Source organism: Pseudomonas fitomaticsae (genome assembly GCF_021018765.1).
Classification (GTDB): domain Bacteria; phylum Pseudomonadota; class Gammaproteobacteria; order Pseudomonadales; family Pseudomonadaceae; genus Aquipseudomonas; species Aquipseudomonas fitomaticsae.
In genome coordinates this window covers 2,104,253-2,130,640 of sequence record NZ_CP075567.1, presented here as the reverse complement: position 1 = coordinate 2,130,640, position 26,388 = coordinate 2,104,253, and the positions used below count along the sequence as shown (strand labels likewise).

Here is a 26,388-nt window from a genome sequence, read left to right as displayed (position 1 = left end):
TCGACACTGACTAACCGCCGCGCCCGTGCGAGACTGTCTGACCGGGCGCGAGTCCGGTCGTTTTCTGTCGGGAGTGTTCCATGTCGTTGTCCACCGGGCTGATCGCCGCCGTCGCCCTGGCCTATATGGCCATCATGTTCGCCATCGCCTTCTACGGCGACCGTCGCAGCACACCACTGCCGCCACGGGTGCGTGCCTGGGTGTACAGCCTGTCGCTGGCGGTCTACTGCACCAGCTGGACGTTCTTCGGCGCGGTCGGCCAGGCCGCCGAACAACTGTGGTCGTTCCTGCCGATCTACCTCGGGCCGATCCTGCTGCTGCTCGGTGCACCGTGGGTGCTGCAGAAAATGGTGATGATCAGCAAACAGGAGAACATCACCTCCATCGCCGACTTCATCGCCGCCCGTTACGGTAAATCCCAATCGCTGGCGGTGGTCGTCGCGCTGATCTGTCTGGTCGGCGTCCTGCCCTATATCGCCTTGCAACTCAAAGGCATCGTCCTCGGCGTGAACCTGCTGATTGGTGCCGGCGCCGACGCCATGGGCACCCGCGCCCAGGACACGGCGCTGATCGTGTCGCTGGTGCTGGCGCTGTTCACCATCGTTTTCGGTACGCGCAACCTCGATGCCACCGAGCACCACCGGGGCATGGTGTTGGCGATTGCCTTCGAATCGCTGGTCAAACTGTTCGCCTTTCTCGCCGTCGGCGCCTTCGTCACCTACGGGCTGTATGACGGTTTCGACGACCTGTTCAATCAGGCAATGCTCGCCCCGCGCCTTGAGGAATACTGGAAAGAAACCATCAACTGGCCGTCGATGATCGTGCAGACTGGCGTGGCGATGATGGCGATCATCTGCCTGCCCCGGCAGTTCCACGTGACGGTGGTCGAGAACATCGACCCGCAGGATCTGCGCCTGGCCAAATGGGTGTTCCCGGCCTACCTCGCGCTGGCGGCATTGTTTGTAGTCCCGATCGCCCTGGCCGGTCAGATGATGTTGCCCAGCTCGGTCATCCCCGACTCTTTCGTTATCAGCCTGCCATTGGCCCAGGCCCACCCGGCGCTGGCGATGCTGGCGTTTATCGGCGGTGCATCGGCGGCCACCGGCATGGTGATCGTGGCGAGTGTGGCGCTGTCGACCATGGTCTCCAACGACATGCTGTTGCCATGGCTGCTGCGCCGCAACAATGCCGAGCGCCCGTTCGAAGTGTTCCGCCAGTGGATGCTCTCGGTGCGTCGGGTCAGCATCGTGGTGATTTTGTTGCTGGCTTACGTCAGCTATCGTTTGCTCGGCTCGACCGCGAGCCTGGCAACCATCGGCCAGATCGCTTTCGCGGCAGTCACTCAACTGGCCCCGGCGATGCTCGGCGCGCTGTACTGGAAACAGGCCAACCGCCGCGGCGTGTTCGCCGGCCTCGCCGCCGGCACATTCCTGTGGTTCTACACCTTGATCCTGCCGATCGCTGCGCGCAGTCTCGGTTGGTCGCTGGACAGTTTCCCCGGCCTCGCCTGGCTGCACAGCAATCCGCTGAACCTGCCGATCACCCCGCTGACCCAAGGCGTGGTGCTGTCGCTGGCGGGCAACTTCACGTTGTTTGCCTGGGTCTCTGTGCTGTCGCGTACACGGGTGTCGGAGCACTGGCAGGCCGGACGCTTCATCGGTCAGGAAATCAGTGCACGGCCCAGCGCACGCTCGATGCTGGCGGTGCAGATCGACGACCTGCTGCAACTGGCGGCACGCTTTGTCGGTGAAGAGCGCGCGCGGCAGAGTTTCATTCGCTTCGCCTATCGCCAGGGCAAAGGCTTCAACCCGAACCAGAACGCCGACGGCGAATGGATCGCCCACACCGAACGGTTGCTGGCAGGTGTCCTCGGCGCCTCTTCGACGCGTGCTGTAGTAAAAGCCGCCATCGAAGGGCGGGAAATGCAGCTGGAGGACGTGGTCCGGATCGCCGACGAAGCCTCGGAGGTGCTGCAGTTCAACCGCGCGCTGCTGCAAGGCGCCATCGAGAACATCACCCAAGGCATCAGCGTGGTCGACCAATCGCTGCGACTGGTGGCCTGGAACCGTCGCTACCTAGAGCTGTTCAACTACCCGGACGGCTTGATCAGCGTTGGCCGACCGATTGCCGACATCATTCGCCACAACGCCGAACGTGGTTTGTGCGGCCCCGGTGAAGCGGAAGTTCACGTCGCCCGGCGCCTGCACTGGATGCGTCAGGGTCGCGCCCACACCTCCGAGCGGCTGTTCCCCAACGGCCGGGTGATCGAGCTGATCGGCAACCCGATGCCCGGCGGCGGTTTCGTCATGAGTTTCACCGACATCACCGCGTTCCGCGAAGCCGAGCAGGCTTTGACCGAGGCCAACGAAGGGCTGGAGCAACGGGTCAGCGAACGGACTCAGGAACTGTCGCAACTCAACGTCGCGCTGACCGAAGCCAAGGGCAATGCCGAAGCGGCCAACCAGTCCAAGACCCGCTTCCTCGCAGCGGTCAGCCACGACCTGATGCAGCCGTTGAACGCGGCGCGCCTGTTCTCCGCCGCCCTCTCCCATCAGGACGACGGCCTTAGCGGCGAAGCGCAAAAACTGGTGCAGCATCTGGACAGTTCGCTGCGTTCGGCCGAAGACCTGATAAGCGACCTGTTGGATATTTCCCGCCTGGAAAACGGCAAGATCAACCCGGATCGCAAGCCGTTCGCGGTCAATGAGCTGTTCGATATTCTCGGCGCGGAGTTCAAGGCGCTGGCCCAGGAACAGGGCCTGAGTTTCCGCGTACGAGGCAGTCAATTGCGCATCGACAGCGACATCAAGTTGCTGCGGCGGATTCTGCAGAACTTCCTCACCAACGCTTTCCGCTACGCAAAAGGCCCGGTGCTGCTGGGCGTGCGTCGGCGCAAAGGCGAAATCTGTCTGGAAGTGTGGGATCGCGGACCGGGGATTCCGGAGGACAAACAGCAAGTGATTTTCGAGGAATTCAAACGCCTCGACAGTCACCAGACCCGCGCCGAAAAAGGTCTGGGCCTGGGTCTGGCGATCGCCGATGGCCTGTGCCGCGTGCTCGGCCATACCTTGCGCGTGCGCTCATGGCCGGGGCGCGGCAGCGTGTTCAGTGTCCGCGTGCCGTTGGCCAAAGCGCAGACCGTACAGCCGCCAGCGGCGGTGGAAATCAATGGCAAGTTGCACAGCGGCGCGCAGGTGCTGTGCATCGATAACGAAGACAGCATTCTGATCGGCATGAACAGTTTGCTCACGCGCTGGGGCTGTCAGGTGTGGACCGCGCGCAACCGCGAAGAATGCGCGGCGCTGCTCGACGACGGCGTGCGCCCACAATTGGCATTGGTCGACTACCACCTGGATCACGGCGAAACCGGCACCGATCTGATGGCCTGGTTGCGCACAAGACTGGGCGAGCCGGTGCCGGGCGTGGTGATCAGTGCCGACGGGCATCCGGAAACCGTGGCGCAGGTGCACGCGGCGGGACTGGATTATCTGGCCAAACCGGTAAAACCGGCGGCGTTGCGGGCGTTGTTGAGTCGCTATTTGCCGCTCTAGCAGAGCGGCTTATTCAGGCAGTTCGACCAAGCCGTCGGCATCGGTCATTGCGCGTTCCAGCAGATCCGCCGGCAGGCTTTTGCTGGCTCGCGCACCGAGCAACTTGAGCTGTTCGCTGCGGCTGACCAGGTTGCCGCGCCCTTCTGTCAGCTTGTTGCGCGCTGCACTGTAGGCTTTGTCCAGTTGCTGCAAGCGATTGCCGACTTCGTCCAGATCTTGAATGAACAACACGAACTTGTCGTACAGCCAACCGGCGCGCTCGGCGATTTCCCGGGCGTTCTGGCTCTGGCGCTCCTGCTTCCACAGGCTGTCGATGACTCGCAAAGTGGCCAGCAGCGTGGTCGGGCTGACGATCACGATGTTGCGGTCGAAGGCTTCCTGGAACAGCGTCGGCTCGGCCTGCAACGCGGCGGAAAACGCCGCTTCGATGGGCACGAACAGCAAGACGAAATCGAGGCTGTGCAAGCCTTCCAGACGCTTGTAATCCTTGCCGGCCAGGCCTTTGACGTGGCTGCGCAAGGACAGCACATGCTGCTTCATGGCGATCTGGCCGATGGCATCGTCGTCCGCCGCGACGTACTGCTGATACGCAGTAAGGCTGACCTTGGAGTCGACCACCACTTGCTTGTCGCCCGGCAGATAAATGATCACGTCCGGCTGGAAACGCTCGCCGTCCGGCCCCTTGAGATTGACCTGAGTCTGATACTCGCGGCCCTTTTCCAGCCCGGCGTGCTCAAGCACGCGCTCGAGAATCAGCTCACCCCAGTTGCCCTGGGTTTTCTGGCCCTTGAGGGCGCGGGTCAGGTTGGTCGCTTCGTCGCTGAGGCGCAGGTTCAGTTGCTGCAAGCGCTCCAGCTCCTTGGCCAGCGAGAAGCGCTCGCGGGCTTCGGCCTGATAGCTTTCCTCGACGCGTTTTTCGAATGACTGGATGCGCTCCTTAAGCGGGTCGAGCAATTGGCCGAGGCGTTGCTGGCTGGTTTCGGCGAAGCGTTGTTCGCGCTCATCGAAGATCTTGCCGGCCAGTTCGGCGAACTGGGCGCGCAGCTCGTCGCGGGAACCTTGCAGGTCATCCAGGCGTTGTTGATGACTTTCCTGTTGCTCGCGCAATTCGGCATTCAGCGAAGCCGCCTGGGCGTCCAGGCGCCGTAATTCGGCTTCCTTGTTGGCGCGTTCGAGGTTCCAGGCGTGGGCGGCGTCACGGGCGTCATCGCGCTCGATCTGCAACAGCTCGACCTCCCGGCGCACGGCCGCGAGATCCGCTTGTCTGGAGGCGTTGGCCTGGCCGAGGTCGGCGATTTCATCGCGGCAGGCTTCAAGTTGTGCAGTGAGGCCGTCCTGGGCCATTTGTGCCATGGCCAGCCGCTCTTCGAGCAGCGCAACTTCAGACTGGTTCTGACTGGCCCGGCGTTGCAGCTGCCAGGCCAGTGCCAGCAGCGGCACGGCTGCGCCTGCCAGCCCCAGCAGGATGCTGGTCAAGTCCATCGCCATAGTGATTCCCGTCGATCCGATAAAGCCTGAAGGTTAACCAAGGCGCCAGGTCTTGGACAGCTCAGTCTTCGATCAGGCCGAGTTCCTGTTGCGCGCGTCGGTCACCGGCGCGGGCGGCCTGGCGCAGCAGGTCCTGGCCGATCCGGCGATCCCGGGCATTGCCGCACTCGCGGCACATCAACTGGCCAAGGCGACTCTGCGCCGCGACCACCCCTTCCCGGGCCGGTTGCTTGAGCAGGCGGCCGGCGAGGTGCTTGGCATTCTGGCTGTCGCCCAGGCGCGGGCTGTCGAGCAGCCATTCGGCCACGCGCACGGAAAATCGCTTGGGGGCGGTAACACGAGGGGGTTGGGAGGTAACAGATTCTGGAGCTGAACGAAACTTCATAAAGCACTGTGGGACAGATCGGAAGGCGCGCCACTCTACTCTTTTTTTCGCACAGGTAAAGTCGAAAAAACCCGGCACGCCCGTGCTAGAGCAAGCGCTTGGGACAATCCACAGAAGCTGTGGATAACTCAGTGGACAACCGTCCTCCAGTCGCCGCAAAGCCTTGTGGAATGGGGCTCGCAGTCAAACTGACGATTTTTTCACCAGTTAAAAAAAGCGATGTTTTTCATTGACTTAAACTTTCGATGCAGGCAGCCATCGGGGTCAGGATCGTTGTGACAGCGCCGTTACAGTCTGCGCAACTAATGTGCACAAGTACCTGTTACGCGGTTATATCGATGCGCCTTTTCGGGTCGTTTTGGCATTCGGGCTGGGGATAAGCCCCTGCGCCGAGCTTCAGCGCCGGTCATGTCGTGGCGACCGACGGTCATGATGTGAGCCAGATCGGGGCAGTCTCGGGGGCCTGGGCAATGCCTCCGGAATTTTTTTGATCAGCGGGTTTGCCTTCCGGGGATCGTTCCGTTAGTATCCGCGGCGTTAGTACCAAGCTGAAAGTCAATTCCGGTCGAACACACCCCACGGTCAGCCTTCTCTCACAGAAGCCTCCACCGACAAAAGCGGGACCGACCCCTCGATGGTTTCCAGGTAAATCTTGCGACGACACAGCCTTTGAATCGAATGCAAAGGGTGTCGCGAAGACCACTTACTCTGACCGAACCAACCTGCAAATTGATCAGGATCTTCACCCCGGGCCCAGAACCTCTGCCCTCGATGTGTTGCCTGTCCTCCTAAGTACCTACCTGCCAGCCCAAGCGCGCCAACTTTTATAGCGCTCGAACTGGCTGCCTTGTTCCAGTCGGGTTCTTCGTTCGACCAAAGGTGGTTGGCGTTACTGGAACGTTTTAACGTTGCACGGTTCTTATCCGTGTCATTTGTAGGAACACCTAATAACTATGTCGACTCAAATCCAGACTCAGGATGCCATTCGCACCCTAACCAACGCTTTTGCTCCAATGAACTGCCTGATCATGGCCGCTCGCAAAGGCTGCTTCAGCTTCACCGTGGTCAATGAACACGGGATCGCCCGCCACAGCGAGCGTCTGTACCCCGATCAATACTCCAGCGCCGAACCGCTGCAGGCCGTGATTGATCGCACCCGTCAGGCATTGATCGCCTGAGAGGCCGAAATGGCTGCAAAAGCAAAAGCCCCGCTGAAAATGCGGGGCTTTTTATTGCCCGATGTTTCACTTTTGCCACTTTCCGCTTAAGCACCAACCGATATAACGGTTATAACGCCTCGCCGGAAATATTTTAAAAACAGGCCTTTACGTCGCGAATATGACACTACACTTCAACTCAAGCGGCGTGATCCGCTTCCGGCGAGCCTGAGTCGATCCACAGCTGCCAAGCTCCCATTCAGGTCTCGCCGCCCGATAACAAGATCCGAGGGTTTTATGGGTATCGCTGCCAGCGAACTGTGCCGCTATGTGATCCGTCCTACGCTGATCTACCTGGGACGCCACTGCGCAACTGCCGAATCCCTGTTGCTGGGCATTGCCGCCAGCCAGTCTGCCCTCGGTTCCGCCCTGCATGACCGCCGTGGCCACGGCCTGTACCGGATTGCCGAACACCGTCACCAGGCGCTCTGGGATCATTACCTGGCGCTGGATCCGGAACGCGCCAGCCTGGTTCGCGGCCTCGCCAGCCAGCATGCTTTCCTCAGCGGCCCGCACCTCGAACTGACCGTCAACCTGCGTTACGCCACAGCCATCGCCTGGTTGCTGGTAGAAGAGCAAAACCCCACCCTCCCCGAGCCGGACGACCTGCTGGGCATGGCGCGCATCTGGCGCCAGACCTTCCAGCCTCAAGGTCGTCTGCGCGATTTTACCTGCGCCTGGCAGGCCTGTGTTTCACCACTGAATCAGGTCGCTTGCTGACCCACCGGTTTCACAACATCGCCCAACGGGTGGCGAATCTGGTCGGATTGTCCTACAAAACCGCTCTAACTCAAGGCATACAGGCTATAGCGCCGGGACGAAAATGTTGGTAATTTTCGCCCCGGTGATCACCAGGAGTTCTAATAATGAAAAAAGTCATGCTCAAAACCACCCTTAGCCTTGCCGTAACCGTGGCATCCACCCAGATCTTCGCAGCTGGCTTTGCCATCAACGAACACAGCATCAGCGGGATGGGGACTGGGTACGCCGGGCGATCTTCTTCTGCCGACGACGCAAGCACTGTTTACGGCAACCCTGCCGGCATGTCGCGCATCACGCGCGAACAAGTCACTGGCGGTGTTGCATTCCTCGACGCAAAAACCGATATCAGCGATGGCAGCTCCAGCCCGAACGGCGGCAGCAACAAAGGCGATATGGTGCCCTTCACCTCCGTACCTATGGGCTACTACGTCAAGCCGATCGACGAGCATTGGGCATTCGGTCTGGGTGTGTACGTTCCCTTCGGCCTGATTACCGATTATGAAAACGGCTTCGCCGGTCGCTACTTCGGCAGCAAGTCCGAAGTACAGGTCATTACCTTCCAGCCGACCGTGAGCTACAAGTTCAACGACGTCGTGTCGATCGGTTTCGGCCCGACCATCAACCGCATCGACGGTGCGTTGGAATCCAATCTGTCGATCACTCAGGCTGCGCCGGATGGCAAGGTCAAGATCAAGGGTGACGACACCGCACTGGGCTACAACATCGGCGTGCTGGTACAGGCTACCGACAGCACTCGCGTGGGTCTGACCTATCACTCGAAAGTCGACTACAAGCTCGAAGGCAACACCAAGGTCAACTACGGTGTGCTGGGTGCAATCGGTCTGGGCGCGAACCAGAAGTACGACGCTTCGCTGAAGATCACCACGCCTGAGTCCGTGGACCTCTCGGTCACTCAAGCGATCAACGACCAGTGGAACGTCTATGCCGGTACCACCTGGACCCGTTGGAGCCAGCTGGAAAAGATCACCGTCAAGAACTCCGGTGTTCAGCCGTTCCTGGCTGGCCAGTTCGGCGAGATCACCGAAGAACAGAACTGGCATGACACCTGGGCCTGGGCCGTCGGCACCTCCTACCAGCTGAACAAGGAATGGGTACTGCGCACCGGCCTGACCTTCGATCAGGCGCCGACCAACAACGTCGACCGCTCGCCACGCATCCCGACCGGCGACCGGACCATCTTCAGTATCGGTGCCGGCTGGAGCCCGACCGAAGACCTGACCATCGACGTTGCCTACTCGTACCTGAAGGAAGAGAAGGTCAACATCCGCAACGAAAACGATCGTGGCCAGACCTACAACTCCCAGTATGAAAACTCGGCAAACGGCTTCGGTGTCGGCGCAACCTACCGCTTCTGATGCTGTACGGCGAAGCTGAGCGCTTTACCATTTGAGGCCTCGCCCATTAAAAAAGCCCCGCTCTCTTCACAGAGGCGGGGCTTTTTGATGGGCGTCGATCAGGGTTTCAGCGGTTTGGAGGCAATGGCTTTCTCGATGGCCGCCAGAAATTCCGGATCATCCGGCTTGGTCAGGCTGGAGAAGTTGGCGATCACCTTGCCCTGACGGTCGATGACGTATTTGTAGAAATTCCACTTCGGTGCGCTGCTCTGCTTGGCCAGCACCTGGAACAAGTGAGTCGCATCGTCACCCCGGACCTTCTGCGGCTCGGTCATGGTGAACGTCACGCCGTAGTTGGCGTAGCAGACCTTGGCAGTCTCGGCGCTGTCCTTGGACTCCTGTTTGAAGTCATTGGACGGCACGCCGAGCATTTCCAGGCCCTGGGCCTTGTAGCGCTGATTGAGCGCTTCGAGCCCCTCGAACTGCGGCGCGAAACCACAGAAGCTGGCCGTGTTGATCACCACCAGCGGTTTGTCGGCGTAGCGCTGACACAGGTCGATGGATTCCTTGGCCCGCAGCTTGGGCAACGAACCTTGCAACAGATCCGGACAGTCTGCGGCCTGGGCCAGTCCGGTCAACGCCATCAGCAACGCGGGAACAGCACACCAGCGCTTGAGCATGTCGGGCATCCTTGAGCAATCGTCAGACCCCGACGTTACTCGCCCTCCCGCCGGTCTAGCAAGCACCCATGCCCAACTGCATCAGCGCCAGTCCGCCCTGATGCCAGCCCCACCACACCAGCGCCAGCAACGCGGCCCCAAGCGCAGTGACGACGATCTGCGGCCAGAAACGGTTCATGCAGCGCTCGCACGCGGTTGCAGGCGCTCGACCGGACGCTCGCGCACCGGCCAGTTCAGCGCGGCCGCCAGCAGGCTCAAGAGAACCGCCACTTGCCAGATCAAGTCATAACTCCCGGTCCGGTCATACACCACCCCGCCCAGCCAGCCGCCGAGGAACGAACCCAACTGATGGAACAGGAACACGATACCGCCGAGCATGGACAGGTTTCGCACGCCAAACAAGGTCGCCACCGTACCGTTGGTCAACGGCACCGTCGACAACCACAGGAAGCCCATGGCCATGCCGAACAGATAGGCTGAAGTCGTCGTCACCGGCAGCCACAGGAACAGCACGATCACCACGGCGCGCAACAGGTACAACCCGGTCAGCAGACGCGGTTTGGACATCCGCCCGCCGAGCCAGCCGGCGGTGTAAGTGCCGAAGATGTTGAACAGACCGATCAATGCCAGCACCGTGGTGCCGACGCTGGCCGGCAGGTGCTGGTCGACCAGATACGCCGGCAGGTGCACGCCAATGAACACCACCTGAAATCCGCAGACGAAGAAGCCGAACGCCAGCAGCCAGAAACCGGAATGCGAGCAGGCCTCGCGCAAGGCTTCGGACAGGGTTTGCTCATGCCCGAGCACCGGCAGCGGTTTGTCCTTGAGCATGCTCACCAGCGGCACGATCAGCGCCACCAGCAAACCCAGCACCAGCAACGCCGCCGACCATCCGAGCCAACCAATCAGCCCGAGGGTGCCCGGCAGCATGGCGAACTGGCCGAAAGACCCGGCAGCACTGGCGATGCCCATGCCCATGCTGCGTTTTTCCGGTGGCACGGCGCGGCCGACCACGCCAAGAATGACCGAGAACGAGGTGCCGGACAGACCGATGCCGATCAGCAAACCGGCACTCAGGGACAGGCCCAACGCCGTTTCCGAGAGTCCCATGAACACCAGGCCCAAGGCGTAGAGCACGCCGCCGATCAGCACGACTTTTGCGGCGCCAAAGCGGTCGGCCAGTGCGCCGGTAAACGGCTGCGCCAGCCCCCAGATCAGATTCTGCAAGGCGATGGCGAAGGCGAACACCTCACGGCCCCAGCCGAACTGGGCGCTCATTGGCGACAAAAACAGCCCGAAACCGTGCCGCACGCCCAACGACAACGCCAGAATCAGCGCACTCCCCAGCAACACCCAACCGCACGTACGCCACATCGAACTCATTGTTATTCTCCAGTCGCGGGTATATACCCGCTTAGATTCGGAAAAAACCGGCCCTCAGGCCAGTTCATCCAACAGCCGCAGCAAGGTTTCACGCTTCTCGGCACCCAGTCGGTCGATCAACCGCTGCTGCGCCGCTTCCCAGGCCGGCAGGGCCGCTGCAAGGCGTTGCGCACCGGTTTCGGTGAGCCGGACGATGCGGTTGCGCATGTCCTCGCCCTCGGCCAGCGCCACCAGGCCCTCGCCTTCCAGCACCCGCAGATTGCGCCCGAGGGTGCTGCGATCCAGGCCCATCGCTTCGGCCAGTTCGGAAATGCTCGGCTGATCCAGCCGCTGCAGGTTGCACAGCAAAGAATACTGGGCAACGTTGATCCCGAAGCCGTCGAGAGCGCCGTCGTAATGCCTGCTGACGCCACGCGCGGCGCGACGCAGGTTGGTGCACAAACACTGAGAAGGAAGCATGATGCGTGTATATACCCGCGACTGTGTTAAATCAAGTTACAGATCAAAGTTACTTATCAAAACAAGGCCAGCCCGACCAGCACTGACATCTCCAGCAATTCCAGCAAAGCACCGGCCGTATCACCGGTGGTTCCGCCCAGTCGCCGCACCATCAGATGTCGTAGCCAGATGAACACGACAACCGCCAGCAGCAACGCCACGACAGCGTTGAATCCGGCGATCACCACACACGCCGCCGCACTCACCGCCAGCACCTGCCAACCCGTCTTGCGTGGCAGATGATCGGCCAGCGCCTGCCCCAATCCACCGGCCCGGACATAGGTTGTGGTGAGGAACAGTGCGAGCAGCGCCGCTCGCCCGATCAGCGGCACGATGATCAATGCCATACCCTGCTGCTGTTCGATCAAGGCCAGCAACGCGGCGAACTTGAGCAGCAACACCAACACCAGCGTCACGACGGCGATCGGTCCGCTGCGCGGATCCTTCATGATCGTCAGCGTACGCTCACGATCACCGAAACCGCCAAGCCACGCATCAGCGCTGTCCGCCAGGCCATCAAGGTGCAACGCGCCGCTGAGCAGCACCCACACCGTCAGCAACAACGCGGCATGTAACAGCAATGGCGCGCCGGCCAACGCAATGTTCAGCGCCCAGAGAATGACGCCGAACAGCAAGCCCACCAGCGGATAAAACAGCAGCGAGCGCCCGAGCTGTTCAGGCGCCGGCATGCCCGGCAGACGAATCGGCAGGCTGCTGAGAAATTGCAGGGCGATCCACAGAGGCAGCATGTCAGCCCACTTCCTTGAGGGAACCGTCGGCCTCGACGATCAGCGAAAACAGCGCGCCGTGAGCGACTTCGACATTGAGCAGTTGCTCACGGGGCAAACCACGGGCCCGCGCCAGCAACAGACGCATGACGCCGCCATGACTGACCAGCAATACCCGCTCACCCGCGTGTGCCGCCTGCAGTCGCATCACCGCCGCCAGCACCCGTGCCGAAAAATCGCTGACCGGCTCACCCTGCGGCGGGGTAAATCCATACGGATCTGCCCAGAACAGCCCAAGCGCTTCGGCATCGGTTTCCATCAGCGCCGCAGCGCTCTGGCCTTCCCAGGCACCGAAATGCAGTTCCTGCAGATTCTTCTCCAGAGATACCGGCAGATCCCGCTGCGCACTCAACGCTTCAGCAAACCGCGCACAACGCTGCAACGGCGAACTGACCAGCCGGTCCCACGGCCCCTGCCCGCTCACCGCCTCGCGCATCTGCGCCCAGCCTTTTTCGGTCAGTGCATCGTCGAGACTGCCGCGCAGGCCGCCGCCGAGTTCGGTTTCACCGTGGCGCAGCAGATCCAGACGCAAGGTCATGCCGGACGATCCGCCACCGCCGCTTCGGCGAAGGTCGCCATCTGCCCGTGCAGGTCGCAGGCCAGACGCAACAACGGCACCGCCAGCGCGGCGCCACTGCCCTCGCCCAGACGCAGGCCCAGTTCCAGCAGCGGCTCAGCGCCGAGGGTTTCCAGCACATGGCGATGGCCCGGCTCGGCACCGCGATGACCGAACAGCAGCCATTCACGGCAGGCCGGATTCAGGCGTACCGCCACCAGCGCCGCCACCGTGCAGATGAAACCGTCCACCAACACCGCCACACCTTCCTGAGCACAGGCCAGATACGCGCCGACCAAAGCCGCAATCTCGAAGCCGCCGAGATTGAACAGCGTCTGCAACGCATCGCCGCGTTGTGCCGCGTGCAGCGCCAGCGCCCGCTGGATCACCTGCGCTTTGTGGCTGACGCCTTCGGCATTCAGTCCGGTGCCAGGACCGGTCAGATGCGCCACCGGGCAATCGAGCAGCGCACACGCCAGCGCACTGGCAGCCGTTGTGTTGCCGATGCCCATTTCGCCGCCGATGAACAATTGCGCACCCGCCGCTTTCGCGCGCAGCACGCTGTCGCGACCGCCCTGCAAGGCGAGTTCGCCCTGGGCCCGAGTCATCGCCGCGCCCTTGGCGAAATTCGCCGTGCCCGGGCCGATGTTCAGGTGACGCACGCCCGGCAGGTTCAGCGACGGCGTCACGGTGCCCAGATCCACGACTTCCAGCTGCGCGCCGAGTTGCCGCGCCAGCACGCTGATCGCCGCACCGCCGCTGACGAAGTTCAGCAGCATCTGCCCGGTGACTTCTTGCGGAAACGCGGAAACCCCTTCGGCGACAACGCCGTGGTCACCGGCAAAAATCGCGATCCAGACCTGATCCAGCTTCGGCTTGATCTGGCCCTGCAATCCGGCCAGTTGCACCGCCACCGCTTCGAGCTGCCCGAGGGAGCCGGCGGGTTTGGTCAATTGCTGCTGACGCGCCGCCGCGTTTTCAACGGCTTCGCTATCCACCGGTTTGCACGGGTTCAGCCACCAGGCTTGGGTCATAACGCAGGTCCTTTCAGAGTCAGGGGCAGGCCGGCGACCGTCAGGACGACTCGCTGACAACGCTCGGCCAGAGCTTGATGCAGCCAACCGGCTTCATCGACGTAGCGGCGAGTCAATTCGCCCAGCGGCACGACACCCATTCCGGTCTCGTTGCTGACAAAAATGATTTCACCCGGCAGCGACGCCAGGCATTCGAGCAGGGCCTCGCGCTCGGCGGCGAGGCGTTCGGCGTCTTCGAGCATCAGCAGGTTGGTCAGCCACAGCGTCAGGCAATCCACCAGCAGGCAACGTTCGGGGTCAGCGTTTTCGCGCAGTACACGGGCCAGTTCCAGCGGTTCTTCAATCAACGCCCATTCAACAGGACGACGGGCGCGATGATGGGCGACGCGCTCATTCATCTCGCCATCCAGCGGCTGGCTGGTGGCGATGTACGTCACGGCCAGCGCGCTGTCGGTGGCGAGTTTTTCCGCCAGACGACTTTTACCGGAGCGTGCGCCGCCGAGGATCAACTGGAGCATGGAGGCATCCTGAAAAAAATTCGTTGAAACAACTGACCTCTTCGCGGGCAAGCCCGCTCCCACAATGGATTTAGGCCAAGCATGGCATTTGAGTACACCTCAGCACCCTGTGGGAGCGGGCTTGCCCGCGAAGAGGCCATCACATCCGGCCTGGATGCCACAGAGTTCACCCAACAGATCGGTATCGAGATGCTTCTCCACCAAATCCGCCAGCCGCTCGATATCGCGTTCGCGCAGGCCGTGGTAATCCACCTCCTGTACATCGTTGAGACCGGCCCAGCGCAACAGCGCCACACTGGCCGCCGGCGATTCGAACAGGCCATGCAGGTAGGTGCCGAAAATCTGCCCGTCGAGACTTTGCGCGCCGTCGCAGCGACCGTCGTCCAGATGCACGGCAGCATTTTCCAGCGCCGCTCCCGTGGTCACGCCGGCATGAATTTCATAACCGCTGACCTCGGCATCTTCCAGCGCCAGACGCCCGCGCACATTGCGCAACTGTTTCTCGGCTTCGAGCTGCGTTTCAAACGCCAGCAGGCCCAGACCGGCGCTGGAACCCGGCGCGCCCTCAAGGCCCAGCGGATCATGCACTTGCTCACCGAGCATTTGCAGACCGCCGCAGATCCCGAGCAACTTGCCGCCGTAACGCAGGTGACGGCGGATGGCCGACTCCCAACCATTGGCGCGCAGATACGCCAGGTCACTGCGCACGCTTTTCGAGCCCGGAAGAATGATCAGATCGGCCGGTGGAATCGCTTGCCCAGGCCCGATGAATTGCAGATCCACCTGCGGATGCAGGCGCAGCGGATCGAAATCGGTGTGGTTGCTGATGCGCGGCAGCACCGGCACCACCACTTTCAGGACTTGCTCAGCTTTGTCGGTCTGGCGCTGGTCGATGCCGTCCTCGGCCTCCAGATGCAGGTCCATCACGTACGGCAGCACGCCCACCACCGGTTTGCCGGTGCGCTGTTCCAGCCAGTCGAGACCCGGTTGCAGCAAGGCGATGTCGCCGCGAAAGCGGTTGATGATGAAGCCTTTGACTCGCGCCTGTTCGCTCGGTGACAGCAGTTCCAGCGTGCCCACCAGATGGGCAAACACGCCGCCACGATTGATATCGGCGATCAACAGCACCGGGCAATCCACCGCTTCGGCGAAGCCCATGTTGGCGATATCGCCGGCGCGCAGATTGATCTCTGCCGGCGAACCCGCGCCTTCGACCATCACCAGCGGATACGCGGCGCTCAAGCGCTCATGGGAGGCGAGCACCGCCTGCATGGCGATGGCTTTGTAGTCGTGATAGGCGACGGCGTTCATGCTGGTGACCGCGCGGCCATGAATGATGACCTGGGCGCCGGTGTCGCTGTTGGGTTTGAGCAGCACCGGGTTCATGTCGGTGTGCGGCTCGAGAAACGCCGCCTGGGCCTGCACCGCTTGCGCGCGGCCGATCTCGCCGCCGTCGGCAGTCACCGCGCTGTTGAGCGCCATGTTCTGCGGTTTGAACGGCACCACGGCAACGCCCTGACGGGTTGCCCAGCGACAGAGCGCCGTCACTAGCGTACTTTTGCCGGCGTCGGAGGTGGTGCCCTGCACCATTAAAGTGGTCATGCTGGTTTGTTTTCCATAGCGCAGTCCTTGGCAAATGCTTGCAGGGCTTGCTCAAGGCGCGCCTCGTCGGCGGCATCGGCGGGCAGCCCGAATCGCAGGCTGCTGTTGTGCGCGAAGAGGCGCAGGAGAATGCCGCGACGAGCCATGAATTCGTGCAGCGCGGCGGCCTGTTCGGTGATCAGCCACTGAAACAGCGCGCAGCCGCCCTGCGGTTTGAAGCCATGGCGCTCAAGCAGCGCAGCCAATCGTTCGCTGGCCTCGTCGCTGCGGATCCGCTGGCGGGTATGGCCTTCGGTGTCGCGCAGACAGGCCTGCCCCAGTACTCGGGTCGGTCCGCTGACCGCCCAGGGTCCGACCTGCTCGGCCAGCAACCGGAGCAACTTGCGCTCGGCCAGCACAAACCCCAGCCGCACACCGGCCAGCCCGAAAAACTTGCCGAACGAACGCAGCACGATCAAACCCACTTGATGCGCATGCGGGGCGAGGCTCAGCTGCGGGGTGTTGTCCATGAACGCTTCGTCAACCACCAGCCAGCCGCCGCGCTGGGCCAACCGCGCATGCCAGTCGAGCAACCGCGCCGGGGTCAGGTTCAGGCCCGTGGGATTGTTCGGATTGACCACCACCAACACGTCGAGGCTGTCGAGAAAGAAGTCGACTTCCTGCTCCAGCACTTCGCGGACGATGTAACCACTACGTCGCCAGGCTTCGGCATGCTCGGCATAACACGGCGACAGCACGCCGACCTTGCCGGCCCGGCGCAATCGCGGCAGCAGTTGAATGGCCATCTGCGAACCGGCTACCGGCAGCACCTGGCTGGCGCCGTAGTAATCGCAGGCGGCCTGCTCCAGACCGTCATCGTTTTCCGGCAACCGCGCCCACGCCCGCAGCGGAATCTCCGGGACCGGAAACGGCCACGGCGCAAGCCCCGTGGACAGGTCAAGCCAGTCTTCTTCCGCGATGCCGTATTCGAGCGCCGCCCTGCGCAACCGGCCACCGTGCTCAAGCATAGAATTCAGCCCCCACGCAGAGAATCAGCAGCCATAACCATACCCCGCGCTGGACCAATTGCCAGCCACGATCAATGGAATCGGCATCCGCCGGCGCGCCCTCGCCCAGTTGCGGACGCTCGTGCAGCTCGCCGTGGTAAATCGCCGGCCCACCCAGTTCGACACCCAGCGCACCCGCGCCAGCGGCCATCACCGGACCGGCGTTCGGGCTGTCCCATTTCGGCGCCTGGGTGCGCCAGCATTTCAACGCGAGTCGGGTTTTGCCGAGCAGCGCGTAGGTCAACGCCACCAGCCGCGCAGGAATGTAGTTGAGGACGTCGTCGATTTTTGCCGCCGCCCAGCCGAATCGCTCGAAGCGTTCGTTGCGATAGCCCCACATTGCATCGAGCGTATTGCTCAAGCGATAGAGCACCACGCCCGGCGCACCGGCCACGGCAAACCAGAACAGCGCGGCGAACACCGCATCGCTGCCGTTTTCCAGTACCGATTCGGTGGCGGCGCGGGCGACGGCGGTGCTGTCCAGCTCATCGGTCTGACGACTGACCAGATAACCCACACGCTTGCGCGCCTCTTCCAGATCATCGGCGCGCAAGGCCTTGGCCACCGGCTCGACGTGCTCACCCAGGCTGCGCATGCCGAGGGCGCAATACAGCGCAAGAATCTCGACAATCCAGCCCACGTAAGGCGCCCAGGAAAACGCCGTGGCCAGCAGGGTCAGCGGCAACACCGCGATCACCCACGCGGTAACGCCATGGCTGCGCCAGCCGCGACCAGCGCTATTGAAACGTTGCTCGATGCGCCCGGCGAAATTGCCGAACGCCACCAGCGGATGCCAGCGTTTCGGTTCACCCAGCAGCGCATCCAGCGCAACCGCGGCGACACTCAACAACGCCACACTCATTGACTCACTCCCCAAAAATTTTCATACAGCAGCTCATTGAGCGGACGCGCCTGCGCCCACCCTTCGAGTACCAGCATCGGCGCCGGATAGAATTCCTTGACCGGCCCCAGGCAAAGCACCGCCAGCGGCTTGGCCCCGGCCGGCAGTTTCAGCAGATCGGCCAGCGCCTGCGGTTCGAACAGCGAGACCCAACCCATGCCCAGACCTTCGGCACGCGCGGCGAGCCACAGGTTCTGGATCGCGCAGGACAACGACGCCATGTCCATTTCCGGCAGCGTGCGACGACCGAAAATATGCCGCTCGCGATCGTCCATCAAGGCTGCGACCAACACTTCGGCGCAGTCGTTGATGCCTTCGACCTTGAGCTTCATGAACTCGTCACTGCGCTCGCCGAGGGCTTCAGCGGTGCGCACACGTTCTTCTTCAACCAGGTTCTGGATCTGGCCACGCAAGGCGCGGTCGCTGATACGGATGAAGCGCCACGGCTGCATCAGGCCGACACTCGGTGCCTGATGCGCGGCTTCAAGCAATCGGCGCAACAGTTCAGGCTCGACCGTGCCGCCGCTGAAGTGGCGCATGTCGCGGCGTTCGGCGATGGCGCGGTAGACCGCTTCGCGCTCGGCGTCAGTGAAGGCGTTGTCGGTCATGGCACCAACAGTGCGGCAATCGCCGACGGATTCGACGGAAAGTAAAAATGCACGTACGAGGCGGTCATCCGCCCTTCCCGGTACACCGCTTCCGCGCCGCGCCCGCCGTTGGGGCTGTGGCCACGGGCAATCGGCGTCAGTTCGGTGGTGGTCAGGGAGTGGTGATAGGTGTGGCCGCGCAACAGGCCTTCCGGCAGGTCGACCTCTTGCAGCGCCAGCGCGGCGAGACGCTTTTGCATCACGGCGTCGCCACCCAACAGGCCGACCAAATCAGCGCGGGTGCCTTCGACATCGGTCAGCGAGTCGAGCAGATAGAGCATGCCGCCACATTCGGCGAGCAGCGGTTTGCCGGCCGCGTGATGTGCGCGGATCGCTTTGAGCATGTCGGCGTTCTGCGACAAGGCAACGTGGTGCAATTCCGGATAGCCGCCGGGCAGGTACAAGCTGTCGGCCTCTGGCAATTGCGTATCGCGAATCGGCGAGAAGAAACTCAACTCGGCGCCCATCGCCCGCAACAGATCGAGACTGGCGCCGTAGGTAAAAGCGAAGGCTTCGTCGCGGGCGACGGCAATTCGCACGCCTTCGAGCAGCTTTTCGGTCTCAATGATTTCAGGCGCGGCGAATTCCACAGCCGGTGGCAGCGCTACCTCGCAAGTGCCGGCCAGCGCTTCGGCGGCGGCGTCGAGGCGCACGTCGAGATCATTGAGCTCGCTGGCCTGCACCAGACCGAGATGGCGGCTCGGCAGTTCGATCCCGGTTTCCCGGGACAATGCGCCGTACCAGCGCAGGCCTTCGGTGAGGCTGCCTTCGAGCAATTGCGCATGGCGCACGGTGCCGACACGGTTGGCCAGCACGCCGGCGAACGGCAGATCTGGCTGATAGCGCGCCAGTCCCAGCGCCAGTGCGCCAAAGGTCTGCGCCATGGCCGTGCCGTCGATCACGCCGAGCACCGGCACACCGAAATGCCGCGCCAGATCGGCGCTCGACGGCGTGCCGTCGAACAGGCCCATCACGCCTTCGATCAGGATCAGATCGGCTTCAGCGGCGGCTTCCCACAACAGGCGACGACTTTCCTGCTCGCCGACCATCCACATGTCCAGTTGATAGACCGGCGCACCGCTGGCGCGCTCGAGAATCATCGGGTCGAGAAAGTCCGGGCCGCATTTGAACACACGGACTTTGCGCCCCTGATTGCGATGCAAACGGGCCAGCGCAGCGGTGACGGTGGTCTTGCCCTGACCGGAAGCCGGCGCGGCGATCAGTACCGCCGGGCAGTGACGTGGTTGATTCAAAGTTCGACGCCTTTCTGCGCTTTGATACCGGCCTGGAAGGCGTGCTTGATCATGCCCATTTCGGTGACGGTGTCGCCCATCTCGATCATTTCCGGCTTGGCGGCGCGACCGGTGACGATCACATGCTGCATCGGCGGACGGGCCTGCAGATCGCTGAGCACCTGATCCAGATCGAGGTAACCGTGCTTGAGGGCGATGTTCAGTTCATCGAGCACCACCAGACCGATCGATGGATCGCGCAGCAGTTCGCGGGAGACTTCCCAGGCCGCTTCGGCGGCGGCGATGTCGCGCTGGCGGTCCTGGGTTTCCCAGGTGAAGCCCTCGCCCATCACATGAAAACGCACTTGCTCGGGGAAGCGGCGGAAGAACAGTTCTTCGCCGGTGCTGTTGCGGCCCTTGATGAATTGCACCACGCCGCACTGCATGCCGTGACCCATGGCGCGGGCGAGCATACCGAATGCCGAGCTGCTTTTGCCTTTGCCGTTGCCGGTCAGCACCAGCACCAGCCCGCATTCGTCTGGCGAATTGGCGATACGTTCGTCGATGACGGCTTTTTTGCGCTGCATGCGCGCCAGATGGCGCTCGTCGCGTTCGGGGGAATCAGTCATGGGGGAGCTCTCCGTTGAGGCTGGATAACGGCGGGCAGGCACAAGAATAGACGGCAACAAGCCTGGCATCGCCCACCGTGATGCCGCTGGATGGATCAGGCCGGTCTCCGGGCTCATGAGCGGCCTTGGCCTGGCTGCGCGCCTTCCCGCTTTCAAGCAGTGGCATCAGACGCAGCTTTCACTCATTTACCGTTGCGGGGGCAGCGCCGGGATCGTGAGGGTTCTTCGCTTGAAGACCCGCCTCACCGGCTTCCCTGTTTCACTCTGTCGACATGCGCCACAGAGCACCTGAAACAAGCCGCGAAGGTTAGAGGGTTGGGGGTGGAGCGTCAATTGAAGAGGGGCTTGTGCGGCGAATAACTGCCGCCGATCAATTAACTGACGCCAATCTTGTGCCACACTGTCAGCAGTGATATCAAAGAGCCATGCTTTTTGACTGCAGAGAGCACATCACAATAACAAGGGAGAGCACCATGCAAGGCATGATCATCAGCAATCCGCGGCTGGAATTCCTGCGCCCGGTGCTGGAACGATGGTTTGACTGTATCGACCGCTACAACGCCGTGCGCGGCGACAACGACACACCCTACTGGCACGACGAAAAAGCCAACTTAGGCCTGCTGTCGGCCGCTGCGTGGATGGCCGAACTGGTCACCCTGCGCGACACCGCCACCCGCAAACAGAACGAGGAAGGCGAGCGCAATGCCCGCGCCGACCTGTTTATCGCTGGCGCCGAGGACCGCGCCTTCATTCAGGCCACCCAACGCTGGCCACGCGTCACCAGCCTGAATCTGACGCAGGCCCTGACGGATATCACCAGCGACGCCAAGCGCATCAGCTACGCCAGCGACCTGAAACTCGGCTGCCTGTTCGTCGCCCCACAGAAAGCCCAGCATAGCGCCAGCCCTGAAGAACTGCAGGACATGGTCGACGACCTGCAAAAGGAACACACCTGCGCCGTCGCCTGGTACTTCCCCTACGCTTACCGCAAATTGCGCAGCGAAGCCGGCAACTATCACCCCGGCATTGCCGTGCTGTTCAAGGAAGCTCGCGGCTAAGGGTTGAACCATCGGGCTTGTGCGCCTCTCTATGATCAGGAATGCATTCATAGGGAAGATCAGCAATGCACAAGCCCCAGCTCGTTTTCGTCATCGTGCTCGCCGGAGGGCTCGCCGCCTGTGGTGAATCCTCCAGCCTGCAAGTCTCCGACGGCACCGGCCCGTCACCCAAATTGCCTGAACCGAACAAGACCCTGATCCCGACGGTGAACATCGCCCCGGCCATCGGCTGGCCGGCCGGCGCGAAACCGACGGCAGTGGCAGGTACGCAGGTGGCAGCTTTTGCCGAGAACCTCGATCACCCGCGCTGGCTGTATGTGCTGCCCAACGGCGATGTACTGGTGGCGGAAACCAACGCTCCGCCCAAGCCCGACGATGGCAAGGGCATTCGTGGCTGGGTGATGAAGAAAGTCATGGGCCGCGCGGGTGCCGGCGTCCCCAGCCCGAACCGCATCACCCTGCTGCGCGATGCAGATCATGATGGCGTGGCCGAAACCCGCACGGTGTTCCTGCAAAACCTTAACTCGCCGTTCGGCATGACCCTGGTCGGCAACGATCTGTACGTGGCCGATACCGATCGCCTGCTGCGCTTCAACTACGAGCCCGGCGCGACCGAAATCAAGAGCCAGCCGATCAAGATCGTGGACCTGCCGGGCGGCACGCTCAATCATCACTGGACCAAGAACGTCATCGCCAGCAAGGACGGCAGCAAGCTGTACGTCACCGTTGGCTCGAACAGCAACGTCGGCGAAAACGGCCTCGACCAGGAAGAAGGCCGTGCGGCAATCTGGGAAGTGGATCGCGCCACTGGCAACCACCGGATCTTCGCTTCGGGCATCCGCAACCCCAACGGCCTGGCCTGGGAGCCGCAAAGCGGTGCGCTGTGGACTGCCGTGAACGAGCGCGACGAAATCGGCAGCGATCTGGTGCCGGACTACATCACGTCGGTCAAGGACGGTGGCTTCTATGGCTGGCCGTTCAGCTACTACGGCCAACACATCGACGTGCGCGTGGAACCACAGCGGCCGGACATGGTGGCCAAGGCCATCGCTCCCGACTACGCCGTCGGCCCGCACACCGCATCACTGGGCCTGACCTTCGCCGAAGGCAATCGCCTGCCGGCGCAGTTCAAGGAAGGCGCATTCATCGGCCAGCACGGCTCGTGGAACCGCAAGCCGCACAGTGGCTATAAGGTGATATTCGTACCGTTCGCCGCTGGCAAGCCGAGCGGAACGCCAGTGGATGTGCTGACCGGTTTTCTCGACAAGGACGAGAACGCTTTGGGTCGCCCGGTCGGCGTGGTGATCGACCAGCAAGGTGGATTGCTGGTGGCGGATGACGTGGGGAACAAGATTTGGCGGGTTTCAGCGACCCGCTAGTGTGTTGCAAGCATAAAAAAACCGTGGGAGCCATTCAGCTCCCACGGTTTTTTTATGTATCTGAGTTAAGGGTTATGCGCCAGGTGCTCCGGCTGCAGAACGCGCTTGGCGCTCAGATAAGCCTTCTGCCAATACGCTTTCGAGAGGCTGTCCAGCTTCACCGTGCCGCCGGTGGCGGGCGCATGAACGAAGCGCCCTTCCCCGACATAGATCCCCGCATGGCTGACCTGTGAGCCGCCATTGGTGGCGAAGAAGATCAGGTCGCCGGTTTGCAGCCCTTCCTTGCCGACGTTCGGCGCCTGCATGACGATCATCTCGCGGGTCGAACGCGGCAGACTGATGCCAGCGGCATCGCGGTAGACAAAACCGATCAGGCCGCTGCAATCGAAGCCCGAATCCGGCGTATTGCCGCCCCAGCGATAAGGCGTGCCCACCAGACCGAGTGCACGGAACAGCACGTCTTCGGCAGCGGGTGAAAAGGCCTGGGAGGTTCCGAACACGATCGGAGCGCGAACCACCGGCGCAGGCGGCGGAGTGCGACTGGCGCAGCCACTGAGCAGCGCTGCGAAGAACATCAAGGCAAAGCGGGCCGACATCGTCATATGCAGAACATCCTGATCTGGCTGAGGCTTTGACTGCCGATTCGACAGAAAACAAAACCGCCTGCGTTAAGACGCAGGCGGTTTGCCATCAAACTAGATCAGGATTCTAGCGGCTACGCGGCAAACTTCAAGTAAGACTTTAACTTCACCTTGTAAAGTTTAAGTCTATTGCCCCTGAAGGACCGCTTGTCGCCACGAGCGTGGCGACAAAAGCGTGATTACTTGCGAGCGGTAACCACGGTTGGAGCGTTCGCCAAAGCACGTTTGGCTTCGATGAAGGTCTTGCTCCAGTAGCTGTCGCCCAGGCTGTCGATGCGAACACCGCCGCTGCGACGAGAGCTGGAATGGATGAACTGGTTGTCGCCCAGGTAGATCCCGGCGTGGCTGACACGACCGCGACGACCATTGGTGGCGAAGAACAGCAGGTCGCCCGGCTCGAGGTTGCTGCGCGAAACCAGCGGCGCATCAACGTTGATCATTTCGCGGGTGGAGCGCGGCAGGTTCATGCCGGCCTCTTCGCGGAACAGATAGCCGATGAAACCGCTGCAGTCGAAACCGGCTTCAGAGGTACCGCCGAAACGGTAACGGGTACCGATCAGGGACATCCCGCGTTCGAGGATGCTGTCGGCCAGAACTGGAAGCTGGTAAGGTTTCTTGCCGTTGAAGTCGGCGAGTTCTTTTTCGGTGTCCAGCTCTTCCTGGTAAATAACGGAAGACTGGGCGGTGGCAGAATTTTTAGCCTGTTGTTGCTGCTCTTGATTAACAGGTGAATGAGCAGCGCAACCGAACAACAGGGTGACGAGTGCGAGAGGCACGAGGGGTGCGAAGCGCTTTAGCATGGGCACGACCGTGGCTGATAGTTGTAAAGAAGTCGAGACTATGCCCGCTATCAGCCTCATTTGCAAATTCAATCGATCTTTTTGTGACTTCCCGGTTTCTCGTTAACATCTAAGCGCTTAAGCCTATTTGAATCGAGACGCAGCCTGTGCAACCCACAGGAAAGCGGGTTTTCTGGCGCCTGAAATATGCCGAAATCCGCTGAAAGCCCCGGTTTTACCAGCCCAGGGTTTCTTTCAGGAAGGGGATGGTCAGCTTGCGCTGAGCCTGCAAAGAGGCCTGATCGAGCTGCTCCAGCAGGTCAAAAAGCGCGCTCATGCTGCGGGTACCGCGAGTCAAAATAAAATGCCCGACTTCATCGGTCAGGTGCAGACCGCGACGGGATGCGCGCAATTGCAGGGCACGCAATTTGTCTTCATCGGAGAGAGGACGCATCTGGAAGATCAGCGCCAGGGTCAGGCGCGATTTCAGGTCGGCGAGTTTGATCGGCAGTTCACGCGGCGAGGTCGAAGCGGCGATCAGCAAGCGGCGACCGCTGTCACGCAGACGGTTGAACAGGTGAAACATCGCCTCTTCCCAGTCCGCCTTGCCGGCAATCACCTGCAAGTCATCCAGGCAGACCAGTTCGTACTGTTCGAGGTTGTCGAGAATTTCGATGCCGCGATCCATCAACTCGGCCAGCGGCAGGTACACCGCCGGTTCACCCATCTGCTCGAAGCGCAGGCACGCGGCCTGCAACAGATGCGTACGCCCTACCCCGTGCTTGCCCCACAGATAGATCAGGCTTTCGGTCCAGCCGGCGTCGGCTTCGCATAGACGCTCGACATAGCCGAGTGCAGCGGCATTGGCGCCTGGGTAGTAGTTGATGAAGGTGGCGTCGTCACGCAGACGCACACCTAGGGGCAGCTGAATCGGTTTCATGCTGACTGAACAGTTCCCAAGGAACCGTTAGTGGCCTCTGTGTAAAGTGAGCGAAGTTTATACCCGTGAAGCGGAGCGCACAATGCGACAGACCCCAAGCAAAATCAAAGGTTTGCGTTAACGTGCTGGTTTTATGACAGTTTCTTTGGCGCCATGGCCTGCATGAGACGAGCCAACCCGGCGATCCACCGGGCAGCCCGCGCGTCACGATTACAACTCCGGCTCATCCACCCCGCTATAGATGTCGGAATCCTTGTACAGATCGTGGACGTGTCGCACCAGCACCATGATCACCGCCGCCACCGGCAATGCCAGCAGCACACCGGTGAAACCGAACAGCTCGCCACCGGCCAGAATCGCGAAGATCACCGCCACCGGGTGCAGACCGATCCGGTCGCCCACCAGCAAGGGCGTCAGCACCATGCCTTCCAGCGCCTGACCGACCATGAACACCGCGACGATCCCGATCATCGGATACAGATCGCCACCGAACTGGAACAACCCGGCAATCAACGCCGCACCGATGCCGATCACGAACCCCATGTACGGCACAATCGCCGCCAGCCCTGCGATCAGACCGATCAACAGACCCAGTTCCAGACCGACAATCATCAAGCCGGCCGCATAGATCACGCCCAGCGCCAGCATCACCAGCAACTGCCCGCGCACGAACGCGCCCAGCACTTCATGACACTCACCCGCCAGCGCCACCACGCGCTCCTCGCGATCACGGGGCAACAGGCCACGGATCTTGGCCATCATCACGTCCCAGTCGCGCAGCAGGTAAAAGCTCACCACCGGGATCAGCACCAGATTCGCCAGCCAGCCGATCAGCGCCAGGCTCGAAGCCGTCGCCTGACTCAGCACCACACCGACGATGTCAGTGGTCTGGCCCATGTGTTCGCTGATCGCGGCCTTGACCTTGTCGAACTTCCAGAAGCCGTCCGACAGCCCCAGCTTCGATTGCGCCCATGGCACGGCGGTGTGCTGCAACCAGTCGAGCATTTGCGGCGCCAGTTCATACAGCCGCAGCAATTGTTTGGCGAGCATCGGCACCAGCACCAGCAACAACGCGGTGACGATCAAGGTGAACAAGGCGAACACCGTGATCACACCCCAAGTGCGGGACAACCCCAGGCGCTCCAGCCGATCGACGAGCGGATCGAACAGATAGGCGAGCAGCAGCGCCACCAGAAATGGCGTGAGGATCGGATGCAGCAACCAGACAAACGCGCAAAGCAGGAGCACCCCACCGAGCCAGAACCAACGCCGCGTATCGGCCATGTAACACTCCATTGCTTATATATAAGAAAGAAAAC

The 26,388-nt window shown here is 61.9% G+C and carries 26 protein-coding genes and 1 riboswitch; of the genes, 6 read left to right on the top strand and 20 right to left on the bottom strand.

Going from position 1 to position 26,388, the window contains the following annotated elements; all coding sequences use genetic code 11:
- Positions 1-80: 80 nt before the first annotated feature.
- Positions 81-3,551 carry a hybrid sensor histidine kinase/response regulator gene (locus KJY40_RS09650; protein WP_230736390.1) on the top strand — a complete coding sequence of 1,157 codons (3,471 nt, stop codon included), beginning with the start codon at positions 81-83 and terminating at the stop codon, positions 3,549-3,551.
- 9 nt (positions 3,552-3,560) lie between these two features.
- On the opposite strand, the gene rmuC is transcribed toward KJY40_RS09650, so the two are convergent.
- Positions 3,561-4,925 (bottom strand): DNA recombination protein RmuC, encoded by a 1,365-nt coding sequence (gene rmuC / locus KJY40_RS09645; protein WP_230737670.1) that lies wholly within the window; start codon positions 4,923-4,925, stop codon positions 3,561-3,563.
- 175 nt (positions 4,926-5,100) lie between these two features.
- Positions 5,101-5,424 (bottom strand): SEL1-like repeat protein, encoded by a 324-nt coding sequence (locus KJY40_RS09640; RefSeq protein ID WP_081493545.1) that lies wholly within the window; start codon positions 5,422-5,424, stop codon positions 5,101-5,103.
- 953 nt (positions 5,425-6,377) lie between these two features.
- On the opposite strand from KJY40_RS09640, the gene KJY40_RS09635 reads away from it, so the two are divergent.
- The 3 genes from KJY40_RS09635 (at position 6,378) to KJY40_RS09625 (ending at position 8,779) form a co-directional block, all read left to right on the top strand.
- The gene (locus KJY40_RS09635; protein ID WP_007950419.1) at positions 6,378-6,602 is read left to right on the top strand and encodes a hypothetical protein; all 225 of its coding nucleotides are present in this window, start codon (positions 6,378-6,380) and stop codon (positions 6,600-6,602) included.
- Between the two features lie 276 nt (positions 6,603-6,878).
- Positions 6,879-7,361 carry a hypothetical protein gene (locus KJY40_RS09630; protein WP_230736388.1) on the top strand — a complete coding sequence of 161 codons (483 nt, stop codon included), beginning with the start codon at positions 6,879-6,881 and terminating at the stop codon, positions 7,359-7,361.
- Positions 7,362-7,507: 146 nt separating this feature from the next.
- Complete coding sequence (locus tag KJY40_RS09625; RefSeq protein WP_230736386.1) at positions 7,508-8,779, top strand: OmpP1/FadL family transporter; 1,272 nt, start codon at positions 7,508-7,510, stop codon at positions 8,777-8,779.
- A gap of 98 nt (positions 8,780-8,877) precedes the next feature.
- Here KJY40_RS09625 and KJY40_RS09620 read toward each other — a convergent pair whose 3' ends face one another.
- The 14 genes from KJY40_RS09620 to cobO form a co-directional block, all read right to left on the bottom strand.
- The gene (locus KJY40_RS09620; protein WP_127797348.1) at positions 8,878-9,438 is read right to left on the bottom strand and encodes a glutathione peroxidase; all 561 of its coding nucleotides are present in this window, start codon (positions 9,436-9,438) and stop codon (positions 8,878-8,880) included.
- A gap of 55 nt (positions 9,439-9,493) precedes the next feature.
- The gene (locus KJY40_RS29600) at positions 9,494-9,616 is read right to left on the bottom strand and encodes a hypothetical protein (protein ID WP_007950415.1); all 123 of its coding nucleotides are present in this window, start codon (positions 9,614-9,616) and stop codon (positions 9,494-9,496) included.
- Positions 9,613-10,821 carry an MFS transporter gene (locus KJY40_RS09615; RefSeq protein WP_007950414.1) on the bottom strand — a complete coding sequence of 403 codons (1,209 nt, stop codon included), beginning with the start codon at positions 10,819-10,821 and terminating at the stop codon, positions 9,613-9,615. Before KJY40_RS09615 ends, KJY40_RS29600 begins: the two co-directional genes overlap by 4 nt.
- 54 nt (positions 10,822-10,875) lie before the next feature.
- Positions 10,876-11,280 carry a MarR family winged helix-turn-helix transcriptional regulator gene (locus tag KJY40_RS09610; RefSeq protein ID WP_007950413.1) on the bottom strand — a complete coding sequence of 135 codons (405 nt, stop codon included), beginning with the start codon at positions 11,278-11,280 and terminating at the stop codon, positions 10,876-10,878.
- 56 nt (positions 11,281-11,336) lie between these two features.
- Complete coding sequence (locus KJY40_RS09605; protein WP_230736384.1) at positions 11,337-12,068, bottom strand: adenosylcobinamide-GDP ribazoletransferase; 732 nt, start codon at positions 12,066-12,068, stop codon at positions 11,337-11,339.
- A gap of 1 nt (position 12,069) precedes the next feature.
- Positions 12,070-12,645: an alpha-ribazole phosphatase family protein gene (cobC, locus tag KJY40_RS09600; RefSeq protein ID WP_230736382.1), complete on the bottom strand. Its 576-nt coding sequence runs from the start codon at positions 12,643-12,645 to the stop codon at positions 12,070-12,072.
- Positions 12,642-13,697, bottom strand: a complete 1,056-nt coding sequence (gene cobT, locus KJY40_RS09595; RefSeq protein WP_230736381.1) for a nicotinate-nucleotide--dimethylbenzimidazole phosphoribosyltransferase — start codon at positions 13,695-13,697, stop codon at positions 12,642-12,644. The genes cobC and cobT overlap by 4 nt, the downstream gene beginning before the upstream one ends.
- Complete coding sequence (cobU, locus tag KJY40_RS09590; protein WP_230736379.1) at positions 13,694-14,215, bottom strand: bifunctional adenosylcobinamide kinase/adenosylcobinamide-phosphate guanylyltransferase; 522 nt, start codon at positions 14,213-14,215, stop codon at positions 13,694-13,696. Before cobU ends, cobT begins: the two co-directional genes overlap by 4 nt.
- Positions 14,216-14,314: 99 nt before the next feature.
- Positions 14,315-15,817: a cobyric acid synthase gene (locus KJY40_RS09585; protein ID WP_230736376.1), complete on the bottom strand. Its 1,503-nt coding sequence runs from the start codon at positions 15,815-15,817 to the stop codon at positions 14,315-14,317.
- The gene (gene cobD / locus KJY40_RS09580) at positions 15,814-16,824 is read right to left on the bottom strand and encodes a threonine-phosphate decarboxylase CobD (protein WP_230736374.1); all 1,011 of its coding nucleotides are present in this window, start codon (positions 16,822-16,824) and stop codon (positions 15,814-15,816) included. The genes KJY40_RS09585 and cobD overlap by 4 nt, the downstream gene beginning before the upstream one ends.
- Positions 16,817-17,725, bottom strand: a complete 909-nt coding sequence (gene cbiB, locus KJY40_RS09575) for an adenosylcobinamide-phosphate synthase CbiB (RefSeq protein ID WP_085682929.1) — start codon at positions 17,723-17,725, stop codon at positions 16,817-16,819. Before cbiB ends, cobD begins: the two co-directional genes overlap by 8 nt.
- Complete coding sequence (gene bluB / locus KJY40_RS09570; RefSeq protein WP_085747066.1) at positions 17,722-18,372, bottom strand: 5,6-dimethylbenzimidazole synthase; 651 nt, start codon at positions 18,370-18,372, stop codon at positions 17,722-17,724. Before bluB ends, cbiB begins: the two co-directional genes overlap by 4 nt.
- Entirely contained in the window at positions 18,369-19,664 is a 1,296-nt protein-coding gene (locus KJY40_RS09565; protein WP_230736373.1) for a cobyrinate a,c-diamide synthase, read from the bottom strand. Before KJY40_RS09565 ends, bluB begins: the two co-directional genes overlap by 4 nt.
- Positions 19,661-20,272 (bottom strand): cob(I)yrinic acid a,c-diamide adenosyltransferase, encoded by a 612-nt coding sequence (gene cobO / locus KJY40_RS09560; RefSeq protein ID WP_007950401.1) that lies wholly within the window; start codon positions 20,270-20,272, stop codon positions 19,661-19,663. The genes KJY40_RS09565 and cobO overlap by 4 nt, the downstream gene beginning before the upstream one ends.
- Before the next feature lie 81 nt (positions 20,273-20,353).
- Positions 20,354-20,579, bottom strand: a riboswitch (cobalamin riboswitch).
- Positions 20,580-20,745: 166 nt separating this feature from the next.
- On the opposite strand from cobO, the gene KJY40_RS09555 reads away from it, so the two are divergent.
- A complete protein-coding gene (locus tag KJY40_RS09555) occupies positions 20,746-21,330 on the top strand; it encodes a hypothetical protein (RefSeq protein ID WP_230736371.1) in 585 nt (194 codons plus the stop codon).
- 65 nt (positions 21,331-21,395) lie between these two features.
- Entirely contained in the window at positions 21,396-22,709 is a 1,314-nt protein-coding gene (locus KJY40_RS09550) for a PQQ-dependent sugar dehydrogenase (RefSeq protein ID WP_230736369.1), read from the top strand.
- A gap of 65 nt (positions 22,710-22,774) precedes the next feature.
- Here the strand turns inward: KJY40_RS09550 and KJY40_RS09545 are convergent, their stop codons facing one another.
- From KJY40_RS09545 to KJY40_RS09530, 4 genes are all read right to left on the bottom strand, one after another.
- Positions 22,775-23,311: a C40 family peptidase gene (locus KJY40_RS09545; protein ID WP_230736367.1), complete on the bottom strand. Its 537-nt coding sequence runs from the start codon at positions 23,309-23,311 to the stop codon at positions 22,775-22,777.
- Positions 23,312-23,529: 218 nt separating this feature from the next.
- Positions 23,530-24,150 (bottom strand): C40 family peptidase, encoded by a 621-nt coding sequence (locus tag KJY40_RS09540; RefSeq protein ID WP_007950397.1) that lies wholly within the window; start codon positions 24,148-24,150, stop codon positions 23,530-23,532.
- 214 nt (positions 24,151-24,364) lie between these two features.
- Positions 24,365-25,069 carry a DnaA regulatory inactivator Hda gene (gene hda, locus KJY40_RS09535; RefSeq protein WP_007950396.1) on the bottom strand — a complete coding sequence of 235 codons (705 nt, stop codon included), beginning with the start codon at positions 25,067-25,069 and terminating at the stop codon, positions 24,365-24,367.
- Positions 25,070-25,279: 210 nt separating this feature from the next.
- Entirely contained in the window at positions 25,280-26,353 is a 1,074-nt protein-coding gene (locus tag KJY40_RS09530; protein WP_007950395.1) for an AI-2E family transporter, read from the bottom strand.
- Between the last annotated feature and the right edge of the window lie 35 nt (positions 26,354-26,388).

Coding starts and splice junctions, on each gene's coding strand:
- KJY40_RS09650 (WP_230736390.1), top strand. CDS start 81: ATGTCGTTGTCCACCGGGCTGATCGCCGCCGTCGCCCTGGCCTATATG.
- KJY40_RS09640 (WP_081493545.1), bottom strand. CDS start 5,424: ATGAAGTTTCGTTCAGCTCCAGAATCTGTTACCTCCCAACCCCCTCGT.
- KJY40_RS09635 (WP_007950419.1), top strand. CDS start 6,378: ATGTCGACTCAAATCCAGACTCAGGATGCCATTCGCACCCTAACCAAC.
- KJY40_RS09630 (WP_230736388.1), top strand. CDS start 6,879: ATGGGTATCGCTGCCAGCGAACTGTGCCGCTATGTGATCCGTCCTACG.
- KJY40_RS09625 (WP_230736386.1), top strand. CDS start 7,508: ATGAAAAAAGTCATGCTCAAAACCACCCTTAGCCTTGCCGTAACCGTG.
- KJY40_RS09620 (WP_127797348.1), bottom strand. CDS start 9,438: ATGCTCAAGCGCTGGTGTGCTGTTCCCGCGTTGCTGATGGCGTTGACC.
- KJY40_RS29600 (WP_007950415.1), bottom strand. CDS start 9,616: ATGAACCGTTTCTGGCCGCAGATCGTCGTCACTGCGCTTGGGGCCGCG.
- KJY40_RS09615 (WP_007950414.1), bottom strand. CDS start 10,821: ATGAGTTCGATGTGGCGTACGTGCGGTTGGGTGTTGCTGGGGAGTGCG.
- KJY40_RS09610 (WP_007950413.1), bottom strand. CDS start 11,280: ATGCTTCCTTCTCAGTGTTTGTGCACCAACCTGCGTCGCGCCGCGCGT.
- KJY40_RS09605 (WP_230736384.1), bottom strand. CDS start 12,068: ATGCTGCCTCTGTGGATCGCCCTGCAATTTCTCAGCAGCCTGCCGATT.
- cobC (WP_230736382.1), bottom strand. CDS start 12,645: ATGACCTTGCGTCTGGATCTGCTGCGCCACGGTGAAACCGAACTCGGC.
- cobT (WP_230736381.1), bottom strand. CDS start 13,697: ATGACCCAAGCCTGGTGGCTGAACCCGTGCAAACCGGTGGATAGCGAA.
- cobU (WP_230736379.1), bottom strand. CDS start 14,215: ATGCTCCAGTTGATCCTCGGCGGCGCACGCTCCGGTAAAAGTCGTCTG.
- KJY40_RS09585 (WP_230736376.1), bottom strand. CDS start 15,817: ATGACCACTTTAATGGTGCAGGGCACCACCTCCGACGCCGGCAAAAGT.
- cobD (WP_230736374.1), bottom strand. CDS start 16,824: ATGCTTGAGCACGGTGGCCGGTTGCGCAGGGCGGCGCTCGAATACGGC.
- cbiB (WP_085682929.1), bottom strand. CDS start 17,725: ATGAGTGTGGCGTTGTTGAGTGTCGCCGCGGTTGCGCTGGATGCGCTG.
- bluB (WP_085747066.1), bottom strand. CDS start 18,372: ATGACCGACAACGCCTTCACTGACGCCGAGCGCGAAGCGGTCTACCGC.
- cobO (WP_007950401.1), bottom strand. CDS start 20,272: ATGACTGATTCCCCCGAACGCGACGAGCGCCATCTGGCGCGCATGCAG.
- KJY40_RS09555 (WP_230736371.1), top strand. CDS start 20,746: ATGCAAGGCATGATCATCAGCAATCCGCGGCTGGAATTCCTGCGCCCG.
- KJY40_RS09550 (WP_230736369.1), top strand. CDS start 21,396: ATGCACAAGCCCCAGCTCGTTTTCGTCATCGTGCTCGCCGGAGGGCTC.
- KJY40_RS09545 (WP_230736367.1), bottom strand. CDS start 23,311: ATGACGATGTCGGCCCGCTTTGCCTTGATGTTCTTCGCAGCGCTGCTC.
- KJY40_RS09540 (WP_007950397.1), bottom strand. CDS start 24,150: ATGCTAAAGCGCTTCGCACCCCTCGTGCCTCTCGCACTCGTCACCCTG.
- hda (WP_007950396.1), bottom strand. CDS start 25,069: ATGAAACCGATTCAGCTGCCCCTAGGTGTGCGTCTGCGTGACGACGCC.
- KJY40_RS09530 (WP_007950395.1), bottom strand. CDS start 26,353: ATGGCCGATACGCGGCGTTGGTTCTGGCTCGGTGGGGTGCTCCTGCTT.